The sequence below is a fragment of the Cupriavidus sp. 05T42 genome (genome assembly GCF_056396345.1).
This window is the reverse complement of the sequence record NZ_JBFTLH010000008.1, coordinates 91,600-107,360: the sequence shown is the minus strand read 5'-3', so window position 1 is coordinate 107,360 and position 15,761 is coordinate 91,600. Positions and strand designations below refer to the sequence as shown.

Below are 15,761 nucleotides of genomic sequence, written 5' to 3'. Positions count from 1 at the left end.
ATGCCGCACCCCATKCCGCACCCCACCCCGGCCCTCCCCATGCTCGCGCGCAACGTCACGCATTTCATGCGGCTGCTGCGCGATGCCGGCTTCGGGCTGTCGCCAGCCCACGCCGTGGATGCGCTCGACGCCCTGCGTCATATCGACATCGGCGCGCGCGGCGAGGTGCGCGCCGCGCTGGCCGCGCTGGTGCTGTCCGGCCCCGACCAGCGTCCACTGTTCGATGCCGCCTTCGACCTGTTCTGGCGCGACCCGGACTGGGAAGGCAAGATGCGCGCGATGCTGCTGCCGCGCGTCGATGCCGGCGCGCCGCCGCCCAAGCGCAGCAACCGGCTCGCCGATGCGCTTGCCGCGCGCCAGCCGCCGCCTCCGTCCCCCGGCCAGCCCGCCCGCGAGGAGCGCTTCACCGCCCCGCTGACGTTTTCCGATCAGGAGCGGCTGGCTCAGCGCGATTTCGAGACGCTGACCGCCGAGGAATGGCGCGCGCTCCAGCACCTCGTGCGTACGCGGCGTGCCCACCTGGCGCTCCAGCGTACGCGCCGGCTGCGCGCGGCGGCCTGCGGCACCCACGCCGACCTGCGCKCCAGCGCGCGGCTGGCCGTGCGCCAGCATGGCGAATGGCTGCGCTGGAAATACCGCAAGCACGCCGAGCGCAAGCCGCCTGTGGTGCTGCTGCTCGACATCTCGGGATCGATGAGCCAGTACTCGCGCGCGGTGCTGTACTTCTGCCACGCGCTGATGCAGTCGCGCGAGCGCATGCACGTCTTCCTGTTCGGCACCCGGCTGACCAACGTCACGMGGGCGCTGCGMGAGCGCGATCCCGACGAAGCCGTCGACCTGATCACCGGCCAGGTGCGCGACTGGGCCGGCGGCACGCGCATCGGCGCGGCGCTGGCGCAGTTCAACCGCCAGTGGGCACGCCGCACGCTGTCCGGCCGCGCCACGGTGCTGCTGGTCAGCGACGGCATCGACCTCGAACACATCGACCTGCTCGACGCCGAGATGGCGCGCCTGCGCCGTTTTGCGCACCGCATCATCTGGCTCAATCCGCTGCTGCGCTACGCCGGCTTCTCGCCGCAGGCGCGCGGCATGCAGGCCATCCTGCCGCACGTGGACGCCCTGCGCCCCGCGCACAACCTCGACAGCCTGTTCGCGCTCGAATCCCTGCTCGCGGACGACGCGCGCCGGCCCTTCATCGCAACCCCCAAAGGAAGCCCCCCATGGAGATGACCCAGACCCAGCGCCTGCCCGTGCCCCGCGACGTGGCATGGGGGGCCTTGAACGACACGGACGTCCTCAAGCAATGTATTCCGGGATGTGAGAGCATCGAGCCCGATGGCGAAAACGCCTACCTGCTGGCGATGACCGCCGCGGTGGGGCCGGTCAAGGCGCGCTTCAAGGGCCGCATGGCGCTGACGGACATCCAGGCGCCGGAAAGCTATACGATCCAGTTCGACGGGCAAGGCGGCGCGGCCGGCTTCGGCAAGGGCACCGCCCATGTTTCACTGGTGGATCAAGGCGACGAGACCGAGCTGACCTATGTGGTGCACGCCCAGGTGGGCGGCAAGATCGCGCAGATCGGCTCGCGGCTGGTGGATGGCGCCGCGCGCAAGCTGGCCGAGGCCTTCTTCACGCGCTTCACCGAGGCGGTGAGCGGCGGCAAGGAAGCCGAAGGCCAGGACGTCAACGAGGAAGCCGACGCCGCGCAAGCGGACGGCGGCGATGAGCAACAAGGTAGCGAGAAGCGGAAACGATCATGGACAGCGTGGATCTCGAAGTCCTGAAGAGCAGCGTGCGGTGGCAACAGGAAGGCCACGGGGTATTGCTGGTGACGGTGGTGAGAACCTGGGGCTCGTCGCCCCGCCCCGAAGGCGCGATGCTGGCCGTGCGCGATGACGGCCTTGTGGTCGGTTCGGTCTCGGGCGGGTGCATCGAGGACGACATCATCGACCGCGTGCGGCGCGAGGGGATCCACGCCAGCCGCCCGGAGGCGATCAAGTACGGCATCAGCGCCGAGGAAGCCCACCGCTTCGGCCTGCCCTGCGGCGGCACCATCGAACTGGTGGCGGAGCCGCTCAAGGCCGCCAGCGGCATCGCCGACCTGCTCGATGCCGTGGAGAGCGGCCGGCTGGTCGCGCGGACGCTCGACCTGGCCACCGGCGCCGCCACGCTCGGCCCCGCCCAGGCCACGGACGGCCTGGCGTTCGACGGTGACAAGCTGCTGACCATCCACGGCCCGCGCTACCGCATGCTGGTGATCGGCGCCGGGCAGTTATCGAAATACCTGTGCCAGATCGCCGTGGGGCTGGGCTTCCATGTCACCGTCTGCGACCCGCGCGAGGAATACACCGAGACGTGGGACATCCCCGGCGTGGCGATGGTACGCACGATGCCCGACGACACCGTCATGGACATGAAGCTCGACGAGCGCAGCGCGGTAATCGCGCTCACGCACGATCCCAAGCTCGACGACCTGGCGCTGATGGAGGCGCTGCGCACGCCGGCCTTCTACGTGGGCGCGCTCGGCTCGCGCCGCAACAACCATGCGCGCCGCGAGCGCCTCAAGGAGTTCGACCTGACCGAACTCCAGTTGGCGCGGCTGCACGGCCCGGTCGGCATCTATATCGGCAGCCGCACGCCGCCCGAGATTGCCATCTCGATCCTGGCCGAGGTCATCGCCGCCAAGAACCACGTCTCGCTGCCGGACATCCTCCAGGTGGAAGGTGCCAAGGCCGCACGCGAGATCGCGGCGGGCGAGGCGGAATGTCCTGTGCTGCCCGCCACGGCCACGGCGACGGCCACGCAATCATGAAGAAGCCCGCACGCGCCCCGCTCACGCCGACCGACCTGCCGGTCGGCATCCTGCTCGCCGCTGGTTTCGGCAAGCGTTTCGATGCCACCGGCACGCGCAACAAGCTGCTGGAGGTACTKCCCGATGGCCGCACCGTGGCGTGGCGCAGCGCGCGCACGCTGGCGGCAGCCCTGCCGAACTCGATTGCGGTGGTGCGGCCCGGCAACGCGGCCCTGGCCGAGGAACTGCGGCGCGGCGGCTGCCGCGTGGTGGAAGCGCCCGATGCCGAGGCTGGCATGGGGGTGGCGCTGCGCGCCGGTGTGGCGGCGACTGCCGAGGCACGCGGCTGGGTGGTGGCGCTGGCGGACATGCCGTGGCTGCCAATGGAGTTGGTCCGCGCCGTGGCGCTGACCATCACCACGCCGGAAACCATCGCCGCGCCGTGGCGCGACGGCAAGCGCGGCCACCCGGTCGGCTTCGGCGCCGCCTGGCGCGATGCCCTGCTGAAGCTGGACGGCGACGAAGGCGCACGCGCCTTGCTGACCGACCAGCCGGTCACCCGCATCCTGACCGAGGACGACGGCCCGTTCCGGGACATCGACACACCGGGCGATCTGGCCCCGCGTTCGCGGTAGTAGCTACGCCTGCCCTCTCCCCCGCCCCTCTCCCAGAGGGAGAGGGGAGAACACCGTTGGTTTGCTCCCCTCGCCCGCTTGCGGGAGAGGGGCCGGGGGAGAGGGCCAGCGCCATGACGCAGCCCCGACCGTTCAACCGCCCTCGGTCTCCATCAGCGTCCGCAGATACTCCCGGCTCCACCAGTGCACGTCCTGCTGGCGGATGCGCTCGAGCAGCTTCTCGTGCCGCGCCCGCCGTTCGGCCAGCGGCATGTGCAGCGCCTGCTGCACCGCCTGCGCCGTGGCGCGCGTGTCGTAAGGGTTCACCAGCAGCGCTTCCTTGAGCTGCTCCGCCGCGCCGGCAAAGCGGGACAGCACCAGCACGCCCGGATCCTCCGGGTCCTGCGCGGCGATGTACTCCTTCGCCACAAGGTTCATCCCGTCGCGCAGCGGCGTGACCAGCGCCACGCTGCTGGCGCGGCACAGCCCCGGCAGCCGGCGGCGCGAGGTGGAGCGGTGGATGTAGCGCACCGGCATCCAGTCCAGCTCGCCATATTCACTATTGATCGCCCCGGTGATGCCCTCCATGTCGCGCCGCAGGTCGGCGTAGGCATCGACCGATTCGCGCGAGGGCGCCGCGATCTGGATCAGCGTGGCGCTGGAGCGGTTCTCGGGGTACTCCGCCAGCAGGACCTGGAACGCCTTGAGCCGCTGCGGCAGCCCCTTCGAATAGTCGAGCCGGTCGATGCCGAGCAGCAGCCGGCGCCGCGCGTACTGGTGGCGCATCATCTCGTAGGTCTCGCGCGCCTCATCGCCACGGCCCAGGTCGATGAACTCGTCCACGTCGATGCCGATCGGGAACGCCTGCGCGCGCACCGTGCGGTGGAAGGCGCGGAAGCGGTACTCGCCCATCGGCTCGGCGCTGGCCTCGCCCTGCACGTAGCGGGAGAAGTGGTCAAGATCGGCCTGGCTCTGGAAGCCCAGCAGGTCGTAGGCGAACAGCGCCCGCATCAGCCACTCGTGCTGCGGGATGGCCGCGAGAATCAGCGGCGGCGGCAGCGGAATATGGAGGAAGAAGCCGATGCGCTGGCTGCAGCCGATGGCGCGCAGCTCCGCCGCGAGCGGGATCAGGTGGTAGTCGTGGATCCAGATCACGTCGTCCGGCTTGAGCAGCGGCGCCAGCTTGCGCGCGAACAGCTGGTTCACGCGCCGGTAGGCGTTCAGGTTGCCGCCCGCGTCGAAGTCGGCCAGATCGAGCCGGTAGTGGAACACCGGCCAGAGCACGCCGTTGCTGTAGCCCAGGTAGTAGGCGTCGTAGTCTTCCCGGCTCAGGTCCACCGTGGCCAGCGTCACGTTGCCGGCCTGCGAGATGTGCAGCTCGCCCTCGCCCGGCGTGCCGCCGTGGCTGGGTTCCACCGCGCGACCGCTCCAGCCGAACCACAGGCCGCCGGTCTTGCTCAGCGCCTCCGAGAGCGCCACGGCCAGGCCGCCCGCCGCGTGGTTGCGCGGATCGGCGACCCGGTTCGATACCGCTACAAGTCTTCCCATAGATCGCTTCTTGTTGTTGCCAATCCTGTCGTCAGATCACCGAATCCCACGGGGCAGATAGCCGCATGGCGCCGTTGATCAGGCCGACCATCGAATAGGTCTGGGGGAAATTGCCCCACATCTCTCCGGTGACCGGGTGTGTGTCTTCCGAGAGCAGCCCCAGCGGGTTGCGCGAGGCCAGCATGGCCTCGAAGATCTCGCGCGCCTCGTCGCGGCGGCCGATGCGGGCCAGCGCGTCGATGCGCCAGAACGTGCAGATATTGAACGCGGTCTCGGGCTTGCCGAAGTCGTCGGGCGCCTCGTAGCGGCGCATGTACGGGCCGTCGCAGAGCGAGGCTTCCAGCGCCTTGACCGTGGAGACGAAGCGCGGGTCCTTCGGGTCGATGAAGTTGACCTCGGCCATCAGCAGCACGCTGGCGTCGAGTTCCTTCCCGCCGAAGCTCTCCGCGAAGGCCTGGCGCGACTCGTTCCAGGACTCGTCCAGGATCTGCTTCTTCATGCGGTTGGCGTGGTCGTGCCAGTAGGCGGCGCGCGCCGGCTGCCCGAGCGCCTCGCCCACCTTGGCCAGCCGGTCGCAGGCGGCCCAGCTCATCAGCGCCGACGAGGTGTGCACGCGCGCCCGGGTGCGCAGCTCCCACATACCTGCGTCCGGCGTGCCGAACACGCGCACGGCCTGCTCGCCGACTTCCTCCAGCCGCGCATACTCGGCCGGCCCGCCCCGGTGCAGCAGGCGATGGTCGTGGAAGGCCTGCGCGGCGCCGAGCACCACGTTGCCGTAGACATCGTGCTGGAAGTGCTCCTGCGCCTGGTTGCCCACGCGCACCGGCCCCATGCCGCGATAACCGGGCAAGTGATCGAGAATGCTCTCCGGCAGTTCGCGCTCCAGCCCGATGCCGTACAGCGGCTGGATATGGCCGTCCTGCGACTGCATCACGACGTTGGAGAGCCAGCGCAGGTAGTCCTCCATCGTGCCGACTTCGGACAGGCTGTTCAGCGCGCGCACCACGAAGAAGGCGTCGCGCAGCCAGCAGAAGCGGTAATCCCAGTTGCGGCCACTGCCGGGCGCCTCCGGCATGCTGGTGGTCATGGCGGCGACGATGGCGCCGGTTTCCTCGTACAGAGACAGCTTGAGCGTGATGGCGGCGCGGATCACCGCCTCCTGCCACTCGCGCGGGACCGCCAGGCGGCGCGTCCAGAGCCGCCAGTAGGAGGTGGTTTCCTGCTCGAAGTCCCGCGCAGTTTCCTCCACGCCCTGCGCCAGCGTCTCGTCCGGGCCGAGGATGAAGTTGTAGCCGCGCGTGACCAGAAACGGCGTGTTCGAGAGCACGTAGGCCAGCGGCGCGTCCGTGGTCATGCGCAGCGTCATGTCTTCGCCGATAAAGCGCGCGTGACTGCTCCCGCGCGTCATCTGCGGCTTGTTGCGGCCCCAGTTGAAGCGCGGCGCCACGGTCACGCGCACGCGCGGCGCGCCGCGCACCGGGCGGATGCGCCGCACCAGCGTCAGCGGCCGGAAATAGCGGCCAAGGCGGAAGAAGCGCGGGCAGAAATCGGTGATTTCGAGGCAGTTGTCGTGCTTGTCGATCAGCTGCGTGCGCAGGATGGCCGTGTTCGGCTCATACCACTGCTTGGCTTCGAGGAAGTCCTCGATCTCGATGGCCCAGTGGCCGGCGTTCTCGCTCGGGTCCAGCAGGGCGTTGAAGACCGGGTCGCCGTCGAAGCGCGGCATGCAGCACCAGACGATGCGGCCCCGGCCGTCGACCAGCGCCGAGAAGCCGCAATTGCCGATCATGCCGAGCGAGAGCGACGGGTCGGCGTAGCGGCACGAGGTGTCCGAGTCGGTGTTGATTGCCGGCGCCTCGGGCTGTCGCCCGACGTTGGCGGCATCGGCGGCATCGGTGTGATCAGTGGCAGGCTGGTTCACAACGAATCCTCCCTTAGCGTCGGTGTGATGATGGGTTCCTTGGGCGCCGCTTCCGGGGCATCGCCCCGGGTGGCCATCCAGTGCGTCAGGGCGTGGGCCGATTCGTGCAGCCAGGCCCGCAGGGCGTCGGGGTTGGGCAGCACCGCCGTGGCGGCGGTGGCGCGCTGGCCCACCAGCAGGCCCACGCCGCCCAACTCACGCACGACGACGAATCCGGCCTCGTCGGTCACGTCATCGCCGGCAAACAGCGGCATGCGGCCCGCAAACGGCGGCGAGCGCATGAAGGCCGCGATGGCATCGCCCTTGTCCACGCCAGCCGGCTTGATCTCGACGACCATCTTGCCGGGCAGCGCCTCCAGGCCGGCCGCGTCGCGCAGCACGTCGGCCACGGCGGCCCGCACCAGCGGCTCCAGTTCCGGCACCTGCCGGTAGTGGATGGCCACGGCGACCGATTTTCGTTCGAGTTGCAGCCCGGGATGCCGGGCCACAAGCGCTTCCAGCTTCGGCAGCAAGGCGCCGATGCCAGGCGCGGGCKGCGTGACGACCCGTTCGCCGCCATGGCGGAATTCCGCCCCGTGGATCCCGGCGGAAGGCAAGCGCAACGGTTGCAGGAAATGGTCGAGCTCGGCCACGGGTCGGCCCGAGACGATGGCCAGCGCGCCGTCCAGGCAGGTATGCAACGCACGCAGCGTGCCAACCAGTTGGGGCTCTACCTGCACCAGGTCGGGGCGCGGCGCAAGGTCGGCCAGCGTGCCGTCGAAGTCCAGGAACAGCGCGATATGGGGTTCGATTAGGGGTAGCGGGGGCATCGCGTTAAACCGTAACACGTGTGTTTGACGAGCGTCCACCCGATGCTGTCCTACATCGCGGCCCGGCGCGGCTGTGGCGCATTCGGCACCCGCGCCGACACACCACGCGCCAGCACGGCGCTGCCGGGCACGTTCCGCCCGCGTCACGCCAGCGCCGCCCGGATGGGCGCCATCCATTATCATTGGCGGTTTCCGCCGAATTTTCCGGCTTTTTTTGCCCGCGCCCCTGCCGCGCCCCTGCCCTGCCCATCATGACCGCCAAGACCGCCAAGACTGCAAAACCCGCCAAGCCAGCCCGCGCCGCCAAGGCCCCCCGCGCCGCCACGCCCGACTACCTGCGCAAGATCCTCACCGCCAAGGTGTACGACGTCGCCCAGGAAACCGAGCTGACCTACGCGCACGCGCTGTCGGCCCGCACCGGCAACGCGGTCTGGTTCAAGCGCGAGGACACCCAGCCGGTGTTCTCGTTCAAGCTGCGCGGCGCATACAACAAGATGGCGTCGCTGACGCCCGACGAGCTRAAGCGTGGCGTGATCGCCGCTTCCGCCGGCAACCACGCGCAGGGCGTGGCGTTGTCGGCAGCGCGGCTCCAGTGCAAGGCGATTATTGCGATGCCGACGACCACCCCCCAGGTGAAGATCGATGCGGTGCGCGAACGCGGCGGCGACTGGGTCAAGATCGTGCTGCACGGCGAGTCCTACAGCGACGCCTACCAGCACGCGGCGGCACTGGGGCTGAAGCAAAAGCTGACCTTCATCCACCCGTTCGACGATCCCGAAGTCATCGCCGGCCAGGGCACCATCGCCATGGAGATCCTGCGCCAGCACCCGGGCCCGATCCACGCCATCTTCGTGGCGATTGGCGGCGGCGGGCTGATCTCGGGCGTGGCGGCCTACGTCAAGGCCGTGCGGCCGGAGATCAAGGTGATTGGCGTGCAGACCTTCGACTCGGACGCGATGAAGCGCTCGGTGGAAGCCGGCAAGCGCATCGAACTGAAGGATGTGGGCCTGTTCGCGGACGGCACCGCCGTGAAGCTGGTGGGCAAGGAAACCTTCCGCATCACGCGCGAACTGGTGGACGAGATCATCCTGGTGGACACCGACGAGATCTGCGCCGGCCTGAAGGACGTGTTCCAGGACACCCGCAGCATCCTCGAGCCGTCCGGCGCGCTGGCCGTGGCCGGCCTGAAGCGCTACGCCGAGCGCGAGAAGCTCAAGGGCGAGCAGCTCGTGGCGATTGCCTGCGGCGCCAACATGAACTTTGACCGCCTGCGTTTCGTGGCCGAGCGCGCCGAGGTGGGCGAGGCCCGCGAGGCCGTGTTCGCCGTGACGATTCCCGAGGAGCGCGGCAGCTTCAAGCGCTTCTGCGAGCAGGTGGGCACGCGCAGCGTGACCGAGTTCAACTACCGCATCGCCGACCAGGGCGTGGCGCACATCTTCGTGGGCGTGCAGATCGCCGACCGCGCCGAGAGCGACAAGATCGCCGCCAACTTCCGCCGCCATGGCTTCGATACGCTCGACCTCTCCAACAACGAGCTGGCCAAGCAGCATATCCGCTACATGGTGGGCGGCCGCTCGCCGCTGGCGCACGACGAACTGCTGTTCCGCTTCGAATTCCCCGAGCGCCCGGGCGCGCTGATGAAGTTCCTGTCGAGCATGAGCCCGAACTGGAACATCAGCCTGTTCCACTACCGGAACCAGGGCGCCGACGCCTCCAACATCCTGGTGGGTATCCAGGTGCCGAAGAACGAGAAGCGCGCCTTCCGCGACTTCCTTTCCACGCTGGGTTACGTACACTGGGACGAGACCGACAACCCGGTCTACAAGCTGTTCCTGTCCTGAGATCGCGATCATGACGCTCCCCGAACACTCGCCGCTGGGCAAGCCCTCGGCCTACAAGACCGAATACGACCCGACGCTGCTGTTCCCGATTCCCCGGCAGCCCAAGCGCACCGAGATCGGCCTGGCCGAAGGGCGCGCGCTGCCGTTCTTCGGCGTGGATATCTGGAATGCCTACGAGGTGTCCTGGCTGAACCTGAAGGGCAAGCCGCAGGTGGCGCTGGCGACCTTCATCATTCCGGCCGATACGCCGAATATCGTCGAGTCGAAGTCGTTCAAGCTGTACCTGAACTCGTTCAACCAGAGCAAGGTCGCCTCGGCCGAGGCGCTCCAGCAACTGCTGCACCACGACCTCTCCGAGGCCACCGGCGGCACGGTGCAGGTGCGACTGGTCACCGAGGCGGACCTCGGCACGCAGAAGATGGGCGAGCTGGATGGGCTGCTGCTGGACCGGCTGGACATCGAGACCGACATCTACGAGCCGGACMCGACCCTGCTGTCGGCGGATCAGGATGAGACGCCGGTGGAGGAATCGCTGGTCTCGCACCTGCTGAAGTCGAACTGCCTGGTCACCGGGCAGCCGGACTGGGGCAGCGTGCAAATCCGCTACGTGGGTGCGCCGATCGACCAGGAAGGGCTACTCAAGTACCTGATCTCGTTCCGCAACCACAACGAGTTCCACGAGCAGTGCGTGGAGCGGATCTTCGCGGACGTGCTGCGCATGTGCAAGCCGGTGAAGCTGGCCGTCTACGCGCGCTACACGCGGCGCGGCGGGCTGGACATCAACCCGTTCCGCACCAACTTCAACACGCCGTGGCCGGACAACCGGCGCAACGCGCGCCAGTAAGGCAAGCCGCCAGTCAGAACTCCGCGTGCGCGCGGATGCCGTAGAACTTGGCGGGTCCGCGGTCCCGGTTGTAGCCGGGATTGCGGATGTACTGGAAGTCCGGGCTCAGGCTCAGGGTCTTCCAGACCGCGAAACTGTAATAAATCTCGAACACTTGCTCCGGGCCGTAGCGCAGCGCGCCATCGCCCAGGAACGCGCCCAGGCCGCCCGCCGCCAGGTAGTTGCGGTGCGATGAGCCGAGCATGTTCGCCGCCACCGCCACGCCCACCTCGTCATTGGGCCGCCCCCAGGCCTTGCCTTTCAGCGTGCCGCCGCCGGCCACCTGCCGGCCGATCTCGGTGAAGGCGTAGGTCTCGGTCTTGTCGTCCGACATATTGGCGCGGAAGAACACCCCCAGCGCATCGGTCACCTCCTGCACCATCGCCACGCCGATGCCGAGCTTGGTGTGCTCGCGCCGCACAGCGGCGAGGTCCGGCGTCACGCCATTGGCCTGCCCGTAGGCGATGGCGTCGTTGAACGACCCCATATTGGCCTTGTTCCGCCACAGCAGCAGCCGCGCCTGTCCCGGGCGGCCCGCCAGCGTGTAGCGCTTTTCGAGTTCGAGGACATCGCCGTAGTGCTGGAACAGCCGGGTGTCCAGTTCGCGCCCGTTCGACTCCAGCGGCAGCAGGAAATGGCCGAAGCGCGCCGACCAGCCGTCGCCGATGTACTCCAGCGCCGCGCCCCAGTTATAGCCGCGCGAATCGGCCGGGTAGTCGAACGAGCCGTGCGTCATGAACGACCAGTTCATGAACTGCGTGCGCGGGTCCGAGCCGTAGGGGTTCTGGTCGAATACGTCGATCACGCCGAAGTTGCCGGCGGTCAGCACCACGCGGCGCTTGTCMACGGTGCGGGCGAACTGGTTGAAATCCGATTCGAGTTTTTCGTCCCCGCCGCCCAGGCCCCAGGTCTGGCGGATAAAGGCGCGCGCGCGATAGAACTTCGGGCTGGTGCTGGCCGTCTTGGCCAGCTCCCCGTTGGACAGCCCACCCAGGCCATGCAGGTCCGAGAACGGCACGCCCTGCGCCACTTCCGGGTTGAAATGGAACTCGGCGCCCTGCCACAGCCGCAGGCCAAGGTCGAGCGTGCCCGTGAACGAGTAGCTCTTGGCGCGCTCGGTGGTCAGGCTGTTCTCGCCCGAGTACGCGGCGCCGAAGGACGGCTTGCGCTGCCAGATATAGGTGGTCTGCCCGTGGATGGCGAACGGGCTTTCGGTGTCGGGCTCGGCAGCGGCAACAGGGGCGGCGGCGGCGTCCTGGGCGAACGCGGCCGGCGCAGTGGCCAGCGTCGCCCAGGCAAGGCCGGCGCAGGCCATCAGTCGGAAACGCGGCATCGGAAAATTCGGCTGGGACGGATGCGCCACAGCGGCCATCCGAGACTGGCGCGAAGCATAGCCAACCGCTTCTGACGTGTCTACCGTGATTGCTGCAACGCAACAAGAAAGGCACGGTTCCCCCCATCCGGCGACTTTGTAACGCGCCTTGAATTAATTAATTCGAAAATTAATATTCAGCCGATACGAAGTGCCACGCCCATGCCGACCAAGCCACCATCCCCAAACTCCACACCCAGCCCTGACGCCCGGCGCCCGGGGCGCCCCGTCGCCCGCGCCGATGCCGGCCAGCGCGACCGCCTGATCGAGGCGGCCGTAACCCTGTTCGCCCGGCATGGCGTAGCCGCCACATCGACCAAGGCGATTGCCGCCGAAGCCGGCGTGACCCCGGCGCTGGTCCACTACTACTTCCGCGAGCGCGAGCAACTGCTGGAAGCCGTGTTCGAGGAACGGCTGCTGCCGCTGGTCGATCAGGTCTTCAGCGGCGCCCCGCCCGCCGGCGAGGGGTCGCCACCCGATGTCGGCACGCTGATCCAGGGTCTCGCGGGGCGGCTGATCCGGGTGGCGTCGGCCACGCCGTGGTTCCCGGGGCTGTGGATCCGCGAGATCGTCGGCGTCGAGGGCCAGTTGCGCGAACGGCTGGTGCAGCGCGTGGCCATGCAGCGCGCCACGCTGATCACCGGCCCGCTGATGGCGGCGCAGGCGCGCGGCCAGCTCAATCCTGGCCTGGAGCCGGCGCTGGTCATGGTCTCGCTGATCGGCCTCACGCTGCTGCCGCTGGCCACCACCCATATCTGGCAGCGCCTGCCCGGCGCGGAAGCCATCGACACCGACACGCTGGTGCGCCACGTGACCGCCCTGCTGGCCCACGGGCTGTCCGCACCTGCATCCCCCTCGTCGACCTAACGCCATGGAGCCGCGCATGCCCTCCCGCCTTCCGCAGTGCCTCCTGCAGTGCCTCCTCCTGCTCGCCGCCTGCGCCGCGCTGGCCGCCTGCAGCAACGACAAGCCCGTCACCTGGCAAGGCTATGTCGAGGGCGAATTCGTCGCCGTGGCGTCGCCCTTCGCGGGGCGGCTGGAAAAGCTGACCGTCGATCGCGGCCAGCAGGTCGCCGACGGCGCGCCGTTGTTCGTGCTCGAATCCGACGACGAACGCGCCGCGCGCCAGCAGGCCGCCGAGCAGGTGCGCGTGGCCGAGGCGCAACTGGCCGATATCCAGATCGGCAAGCGGCCCGTGGAAGTGGCCGTGAACCAGGCCCAGCTGGCGCAGGCTCGCGCCCAGGCCACGCGCAGTGCGGCCCAGCGCAAGCGCGACGAGGCGCAGTTCGAGATCGGCGGCATCTCCCGCGCGCAGCTGGATGAGACCCGCGCCACCGCCGATGCGGACACGGCGCGCGTGCGCGAACTGCAACGGGACATCGACGTGGCCCGCCTGCCCGGCCGCAAGGACCAGCTCGCCGCCCAGCAGGCCCAGGTAGAGGCCGCGCGTGCCGCGCTGGCGCAGGCCGAATGGAAGCTCTCGCGCAAGTCGGTCAACGCCACGGCCGCCGGGCTGGTCTACGACGTGCCCTACCGCCCCGGCGAATGGGTGCCTGCCGGCAGCCCCGTGGTGCGCATGCTGCCGCCCGGCAACGTCAAGGTGCGCTTCTACGTGCCCGAGGCGGCGGTGGGCGCGCTGAAGAACGGCCAGTCGGTGCAGATCCGCTGCGACGGCTGCGCGGCGCCTGTCGCAGCKAAGATCACCTATGTGTCGAACGAGGCCGAGTTCACGCCGCCCGTCATCTACAGCAACGAAACGCGCCGCAAGCTGGTCTTCCTGATCGAGGCCCGCCCCACGCCCGAGGACGCCCCCAAGCTGCGCCCCGGCCAGCCCGTGGAGGTGGCGCAGTCATGAACGGCACCGAGGATCGCGCCAACGGCGCGCTGGCGATCGACGTCAAGGGGCTGAACAAGCGCTTCGGCGACAAGCACGTGGTCAACGACCTGACCATGCAGGTGGCGCGCGGCGAGATCTTCGGCTTCCTCGGCCCGAACGGCAGCGGCAAGACCACCTCCATCCGCATGATGTGCGGGCTGCTGACGCCGGACTCGGGCTCGGGCACCTGCCTGGGCTTCGACATCCTGAAGCAGGCCGCCKAGATCAAGCGCAACGTCGGCTATATGACGCAGCGCTTTTCCTACTGGGAAGACCTGTCGATCCGCGAGAACCTCGACTTCGTCGCCCGCGTCTACGCCATGCCCAATCGCCGCGAGGCCGTGGACCGAGCGCTGGAAGACCTCGGCCTGCAATCGCGCGCCGCGCAGCTCGCCGGCTCGCTGTCGGGCGGATGGAAGCAGCGGCTGGCGCTGGCGGCGTGCCTGCTGCACGAACCCAAGCTGCTGCTGCTCGACGAACCCACCGCTGGCGTCGATCCCAAGGCCCGGCGCGACTTCTGGGAGCAGCTCCACCAGCTCGCCGCGCGCGGCATCTCGGTGCTGGTCAGCACGCACTATATGGACGAGGCCGAGCGCTGCCACAAGCTCGCCTATATCGCCTATGGCCGGCTGCTGGCGCAGGGCACGTCGGCGGAGGTGGTGGCCAGCCAGGACCTGGCCACGTGGAGCGTGGAGGGCGACGACCTCGCCGCGCTCTCCGCCCAGCTGCAGGGCCAGCCCGGCGTGGACCAGACCGTGGCCTTCGGCACGGCGCTGCACGTCACCGGCAAGGACGCCGGCCAGCTCGAGCAGACGCTGAAGCGCTACGCCGGCGCGCATCACCGCATCCACCTGACCGAAACCAGCCTGGAGGACGTGTTCATCCACATGATGAGCGGCGCGCAGGACAACATGGCCGCGCAGCCGGGCAAGTCCGCCAAGCCAGCGAAGGGGCAATCGTGAGCGCCAACGCCCGCTTCTCCGTCCAGCGCTGGTGGAGCATCGTGCTGAAGGAGTTCCTCCAGCTACGGCGCGACCGCATCACCTTCGGCATGATCGTCGGCCTGCCGATCATGCAGCTGCTGCTGTTCGGCTTCGCCATCAACAGCGACCCGCGCCATATGCCGACTGCGGTGATCGTCGCCGAACATAGCGACTTCTCGCGCACCTTCGTCCACGCGCTGGAGAACACCACCTATTTCCGCGTGGTGCGCACCCTGCCGGACGAGGCCGCCGGGCGCGAGGCGCTGCTGCGCGGCGACGTGCAGTTCGTGGTCAGCATCCCCACCGATTTCTCGCGCAAGCTGCTGCGCGGCGAGCGCCCCGAGATCCTGGTCGAGGCCGACGCCACCGACCCCTCGGCCACCGGCCCGGCGATCGGCGCACTGGCGCAGCTGCCGGTCAGCGTGGCGCGCATCGACCTCAAGGGCGCGCTGGCCCCGCTGGCCGGCGGCAAACCCGCCTTCGACGTCAACGTGCAGCGCCTCTACAACCCCGAGGGCATCACCCAGTACAACATCGTCCCGGGCCTGATGGGCGTGATCCTGACCATGACGATGGTGATGATGACCGGCCTGGCGATGACCCGCGAACGCGAGCGCGGCACGATGGAAAACCTGCTCGCCACGCCGGTGCAGCCGCTGGAGGTCATCTCCGGCAAGATCGTGCCGTACATCTTCATCGGCCTGATCCAGTCCACCATCATCCTGCTGGCGGCGCGTTATGTGTTCCAGGTGCCCTTTCTCGGCTCGGTGGTGGGCGTGTACCTGGCGGCGCTGCTGTTCATCGCGGCCAACCTGACGGTGGGCATCACGCTGTCCTCGCTGGCCAAGAACCAGCTCCAGGCGGTGCAGCTCACGTTCTTCTACTTCCTGCCCAACATCCTGCTGTCCGGCTTCATGTTCCCGTTCGCCGGGATGCCGACGTGGGCGCAGTGGATCGGCAACGTGCTGCCGATGACCTACTTCAACCGGATGATCCGCAGCATCCTGCTCAAGGGCAGCGGCTGGCTGGAGTTGTGGCCGAACGTCTGGCCGGTGGCGCTGTTCACGGCCATCGTCATGACCATCGCGGTGCGCTTCTACAAGCGCACGCTCGACTGAGGGAA

Annotated in this window: 14 protein-coding genes; 10 read left to right on the top strand and 4 right to left on the bottom strand. The window is 68.8% G+C overall.

Features of this window, described 5'->3' with window-relative positions:
• From AC1EJR_RS13045 to AC1EJR_RS13030, 4 genes are read left to right on the top strand one after another with little or no spacing between them, the layout of a single operon-like run.
• On the top strand, window positions 1-1,230 hold the full coding sequence (locus tag AC1EJR_RS13045; RefSeq protein ID WP_477147173.1) for a vWA domain-containing protein: 1,230 nt from the start codon (window positions 1-3) through the stop codon (window positions 1,228-1,230).
• On the top strand, window positions 1,221-1,784 hold the full coding sequence (locus AC1EJR_RS13040; protein ID WP_454756799.1) for an SRPBCC family protein: 564 nt from the start codon (window positions 1,221-1,223) through the stop codon (window positions 1,782-1,784). The genes AC1EJR_RS13045 and AC1EJR_RS13040 overlap by 10 nt, the downstream gene beginning before the upstream one ends.
• Window positions 1,757-2,812: an XdhC family protein gene (locus AC1EJR_RS13035; RefSeq protein ID WP_092291783.1), complete on the top strand. Its 1,056-nt coding sequence runs from the start codon at window positions 1,757-1,759 to the stop codon at window positions 2,810-2,812. Before AC1EJR_RS13040 ends, AC1EJR_RS13035 begins: the two co-directional genes overlap by 28 nt.
• Window positions 2,809-3,426, top strand: coding sequence for a nucleotidyltransferase family protein (locus AC1EJR_RS13030; RefSeq protein WP_092291781.1), 618 nt, complete (start codon window positions 2,809-2,811; stop codon window positions 3,424-3,426). The genes AC1EJR_RS13035 and AC1EJR_RS13030 overlap by 4 nt, the downstream gene beginning before the upstream one ends.
• A gap of 132 nt (window positions 3,427-3,558) precedes the next feature.
• Here AC1EJR_RS13030 and AC1EJR_RS13025 read toward each other — a convergent pair whose 3' ends face one another.
• From AC1EJR_RS13025 to otsB, 3 genes are all read right to left on the bottom strand, one after another.
• Window positions 3,559-4,953 (bottom strand): alpha,alpha-trehalose-phosphate synthase (UDP-forming), encoded by a 1,395-nt coding sequence (locus tag AC1EJR_RS13025; RefSeq protein WP_092291779.1) that lies wholly within the window; start codon window positions 4,951-4,953, stop codon window positions 3,559-3,561.
• Between the two features lie 31 nt (window positions 4,954-4,984).
• A complete protein-coding gene (locus AC1EJR_RS13020) occupies window positions 4,985-6,742 on the bottom strand; it encodes a glycoside hydrolase family 15 protein (protein WP_092292137.1) in 1,758 nt (585 codons plus the stop codon).
• A 128-nt stretch (window positions 6,743-6,870) separates the two neighbouring features.
• Window positions 6,871-7,683, bottom strand: a complete 813-nt coding sequence (gene otsB, locus AC1EJR_RS13015) for a trehalose-phosphatase (protein ID WP_477147172.1) — start codon at window positions 7,681-7,683, stop codon at window positions 6,871-6,873.
• A gap of 251 nt (window positions 7,684-7,934) precedes the next feature.
• Between otsB and ilvA the strand changes: the two genes are divergently transcribed.
• Window positions 7,935-9,524, top strand: a complete 1,590-nt coding sequence (ilvA, locus tag AC1EJR_RS13010; protein WP_092291775.1) for a threonine ammonia-lyase, biosynthetic — start codon at window positions 7,935-7,937, stop codon at window positions 9,522-9,524.
• A gap of 10 nt (window positions 9,525-9,534) precedes the next feature.
• Window positions 9,535-10,368 (top strand): NADPH-dependent 7-cyano-7-deazaguanine reductase QueF, encoded by an 834-nt coding sequence (gene queF, locus AC1EJR_RS13005; protein ID WP_477147171.1) that lies wholly within the window; start codon window positions 9,535-9,537, stop codon window positions 10,366-10,368.
• A gap of 13 nt (window positions 10,369-10,381) precedes the next feature.
• On the opposite strand, the gene AC1EJR_RS13000 is transcribed toward queF, so the two are convergent.
• A complete protein-coding gene (locus AC1EJR_RS13000; protein WP_477113347.1) occupies window positions 10,382-11,740 on the bottom strand; it encodes a carbohydrate porin in 1,359 nt (452 codons plus the stop codon).
• Between the two features lie 201 nt (window positions 11,741-11,941).
• Between AC1EJR_RS13000 and AC1EJR_RS12995 the strand changes: the two genes are divergently transcribed.
• The 4 genes from AC1EJR_RS12995 to AC1EJR_RS12980 are packed head-to-tail and all read left to right on the top strand — an operon-like array spanning window position 11,942 to window position 15,756.
• Window positions 11,942-12,646 (top strand): TetR/AcrR family transcriptional regulator, encoded by a 705-nt coding sequence (locus AC1EJR_RS12995; protein WP_092291771.1) that lies wholly within the window; start codon window positions 11,942-11,944, stop codon window positions 12,644-12,646.
• A gap of 16 nt (window positions 12,647-12,662) precedes the next feature.
• Window positions 12,663-13,634, top strand: coding sequence for an HlyD family secretion protein (locus tag AC1EJR_RS12990; protein ID WP_477113346.1), 972 nt, complete (start codon window positions 12,663-12,665; stop codon window positions 13,632-13,634).
• A complete protein-coding gene (locus AC1EJR_RS12985) occupies window positions 13,631-14,617 on the top strand; it encodes an ABC transporter ATP-binding protein (protein WP_477147170.1) in 987 nt (328 codons plus the stop codon). Before AC1EJR_RS12990 ends, AC1EJR_RS12985 begins: the two co-directional genes overlap by 4 nt.
• A complete protein-coding gene (locus AC1EJR_RS12980; protein WP_441591645.1) occupies window positions 14,614-15,756 on the top strand; it encodes an ABC transporter permease in 1,143 nt (380 codons plus the stop codon). Before AC1EJR_RS12985 ends, AC1EJR_RS12980 begins: the two co-directional genes overlap by 4 nt.
• Window positions 15,757-15,761 lie beyond the last annotated feature (5 nt).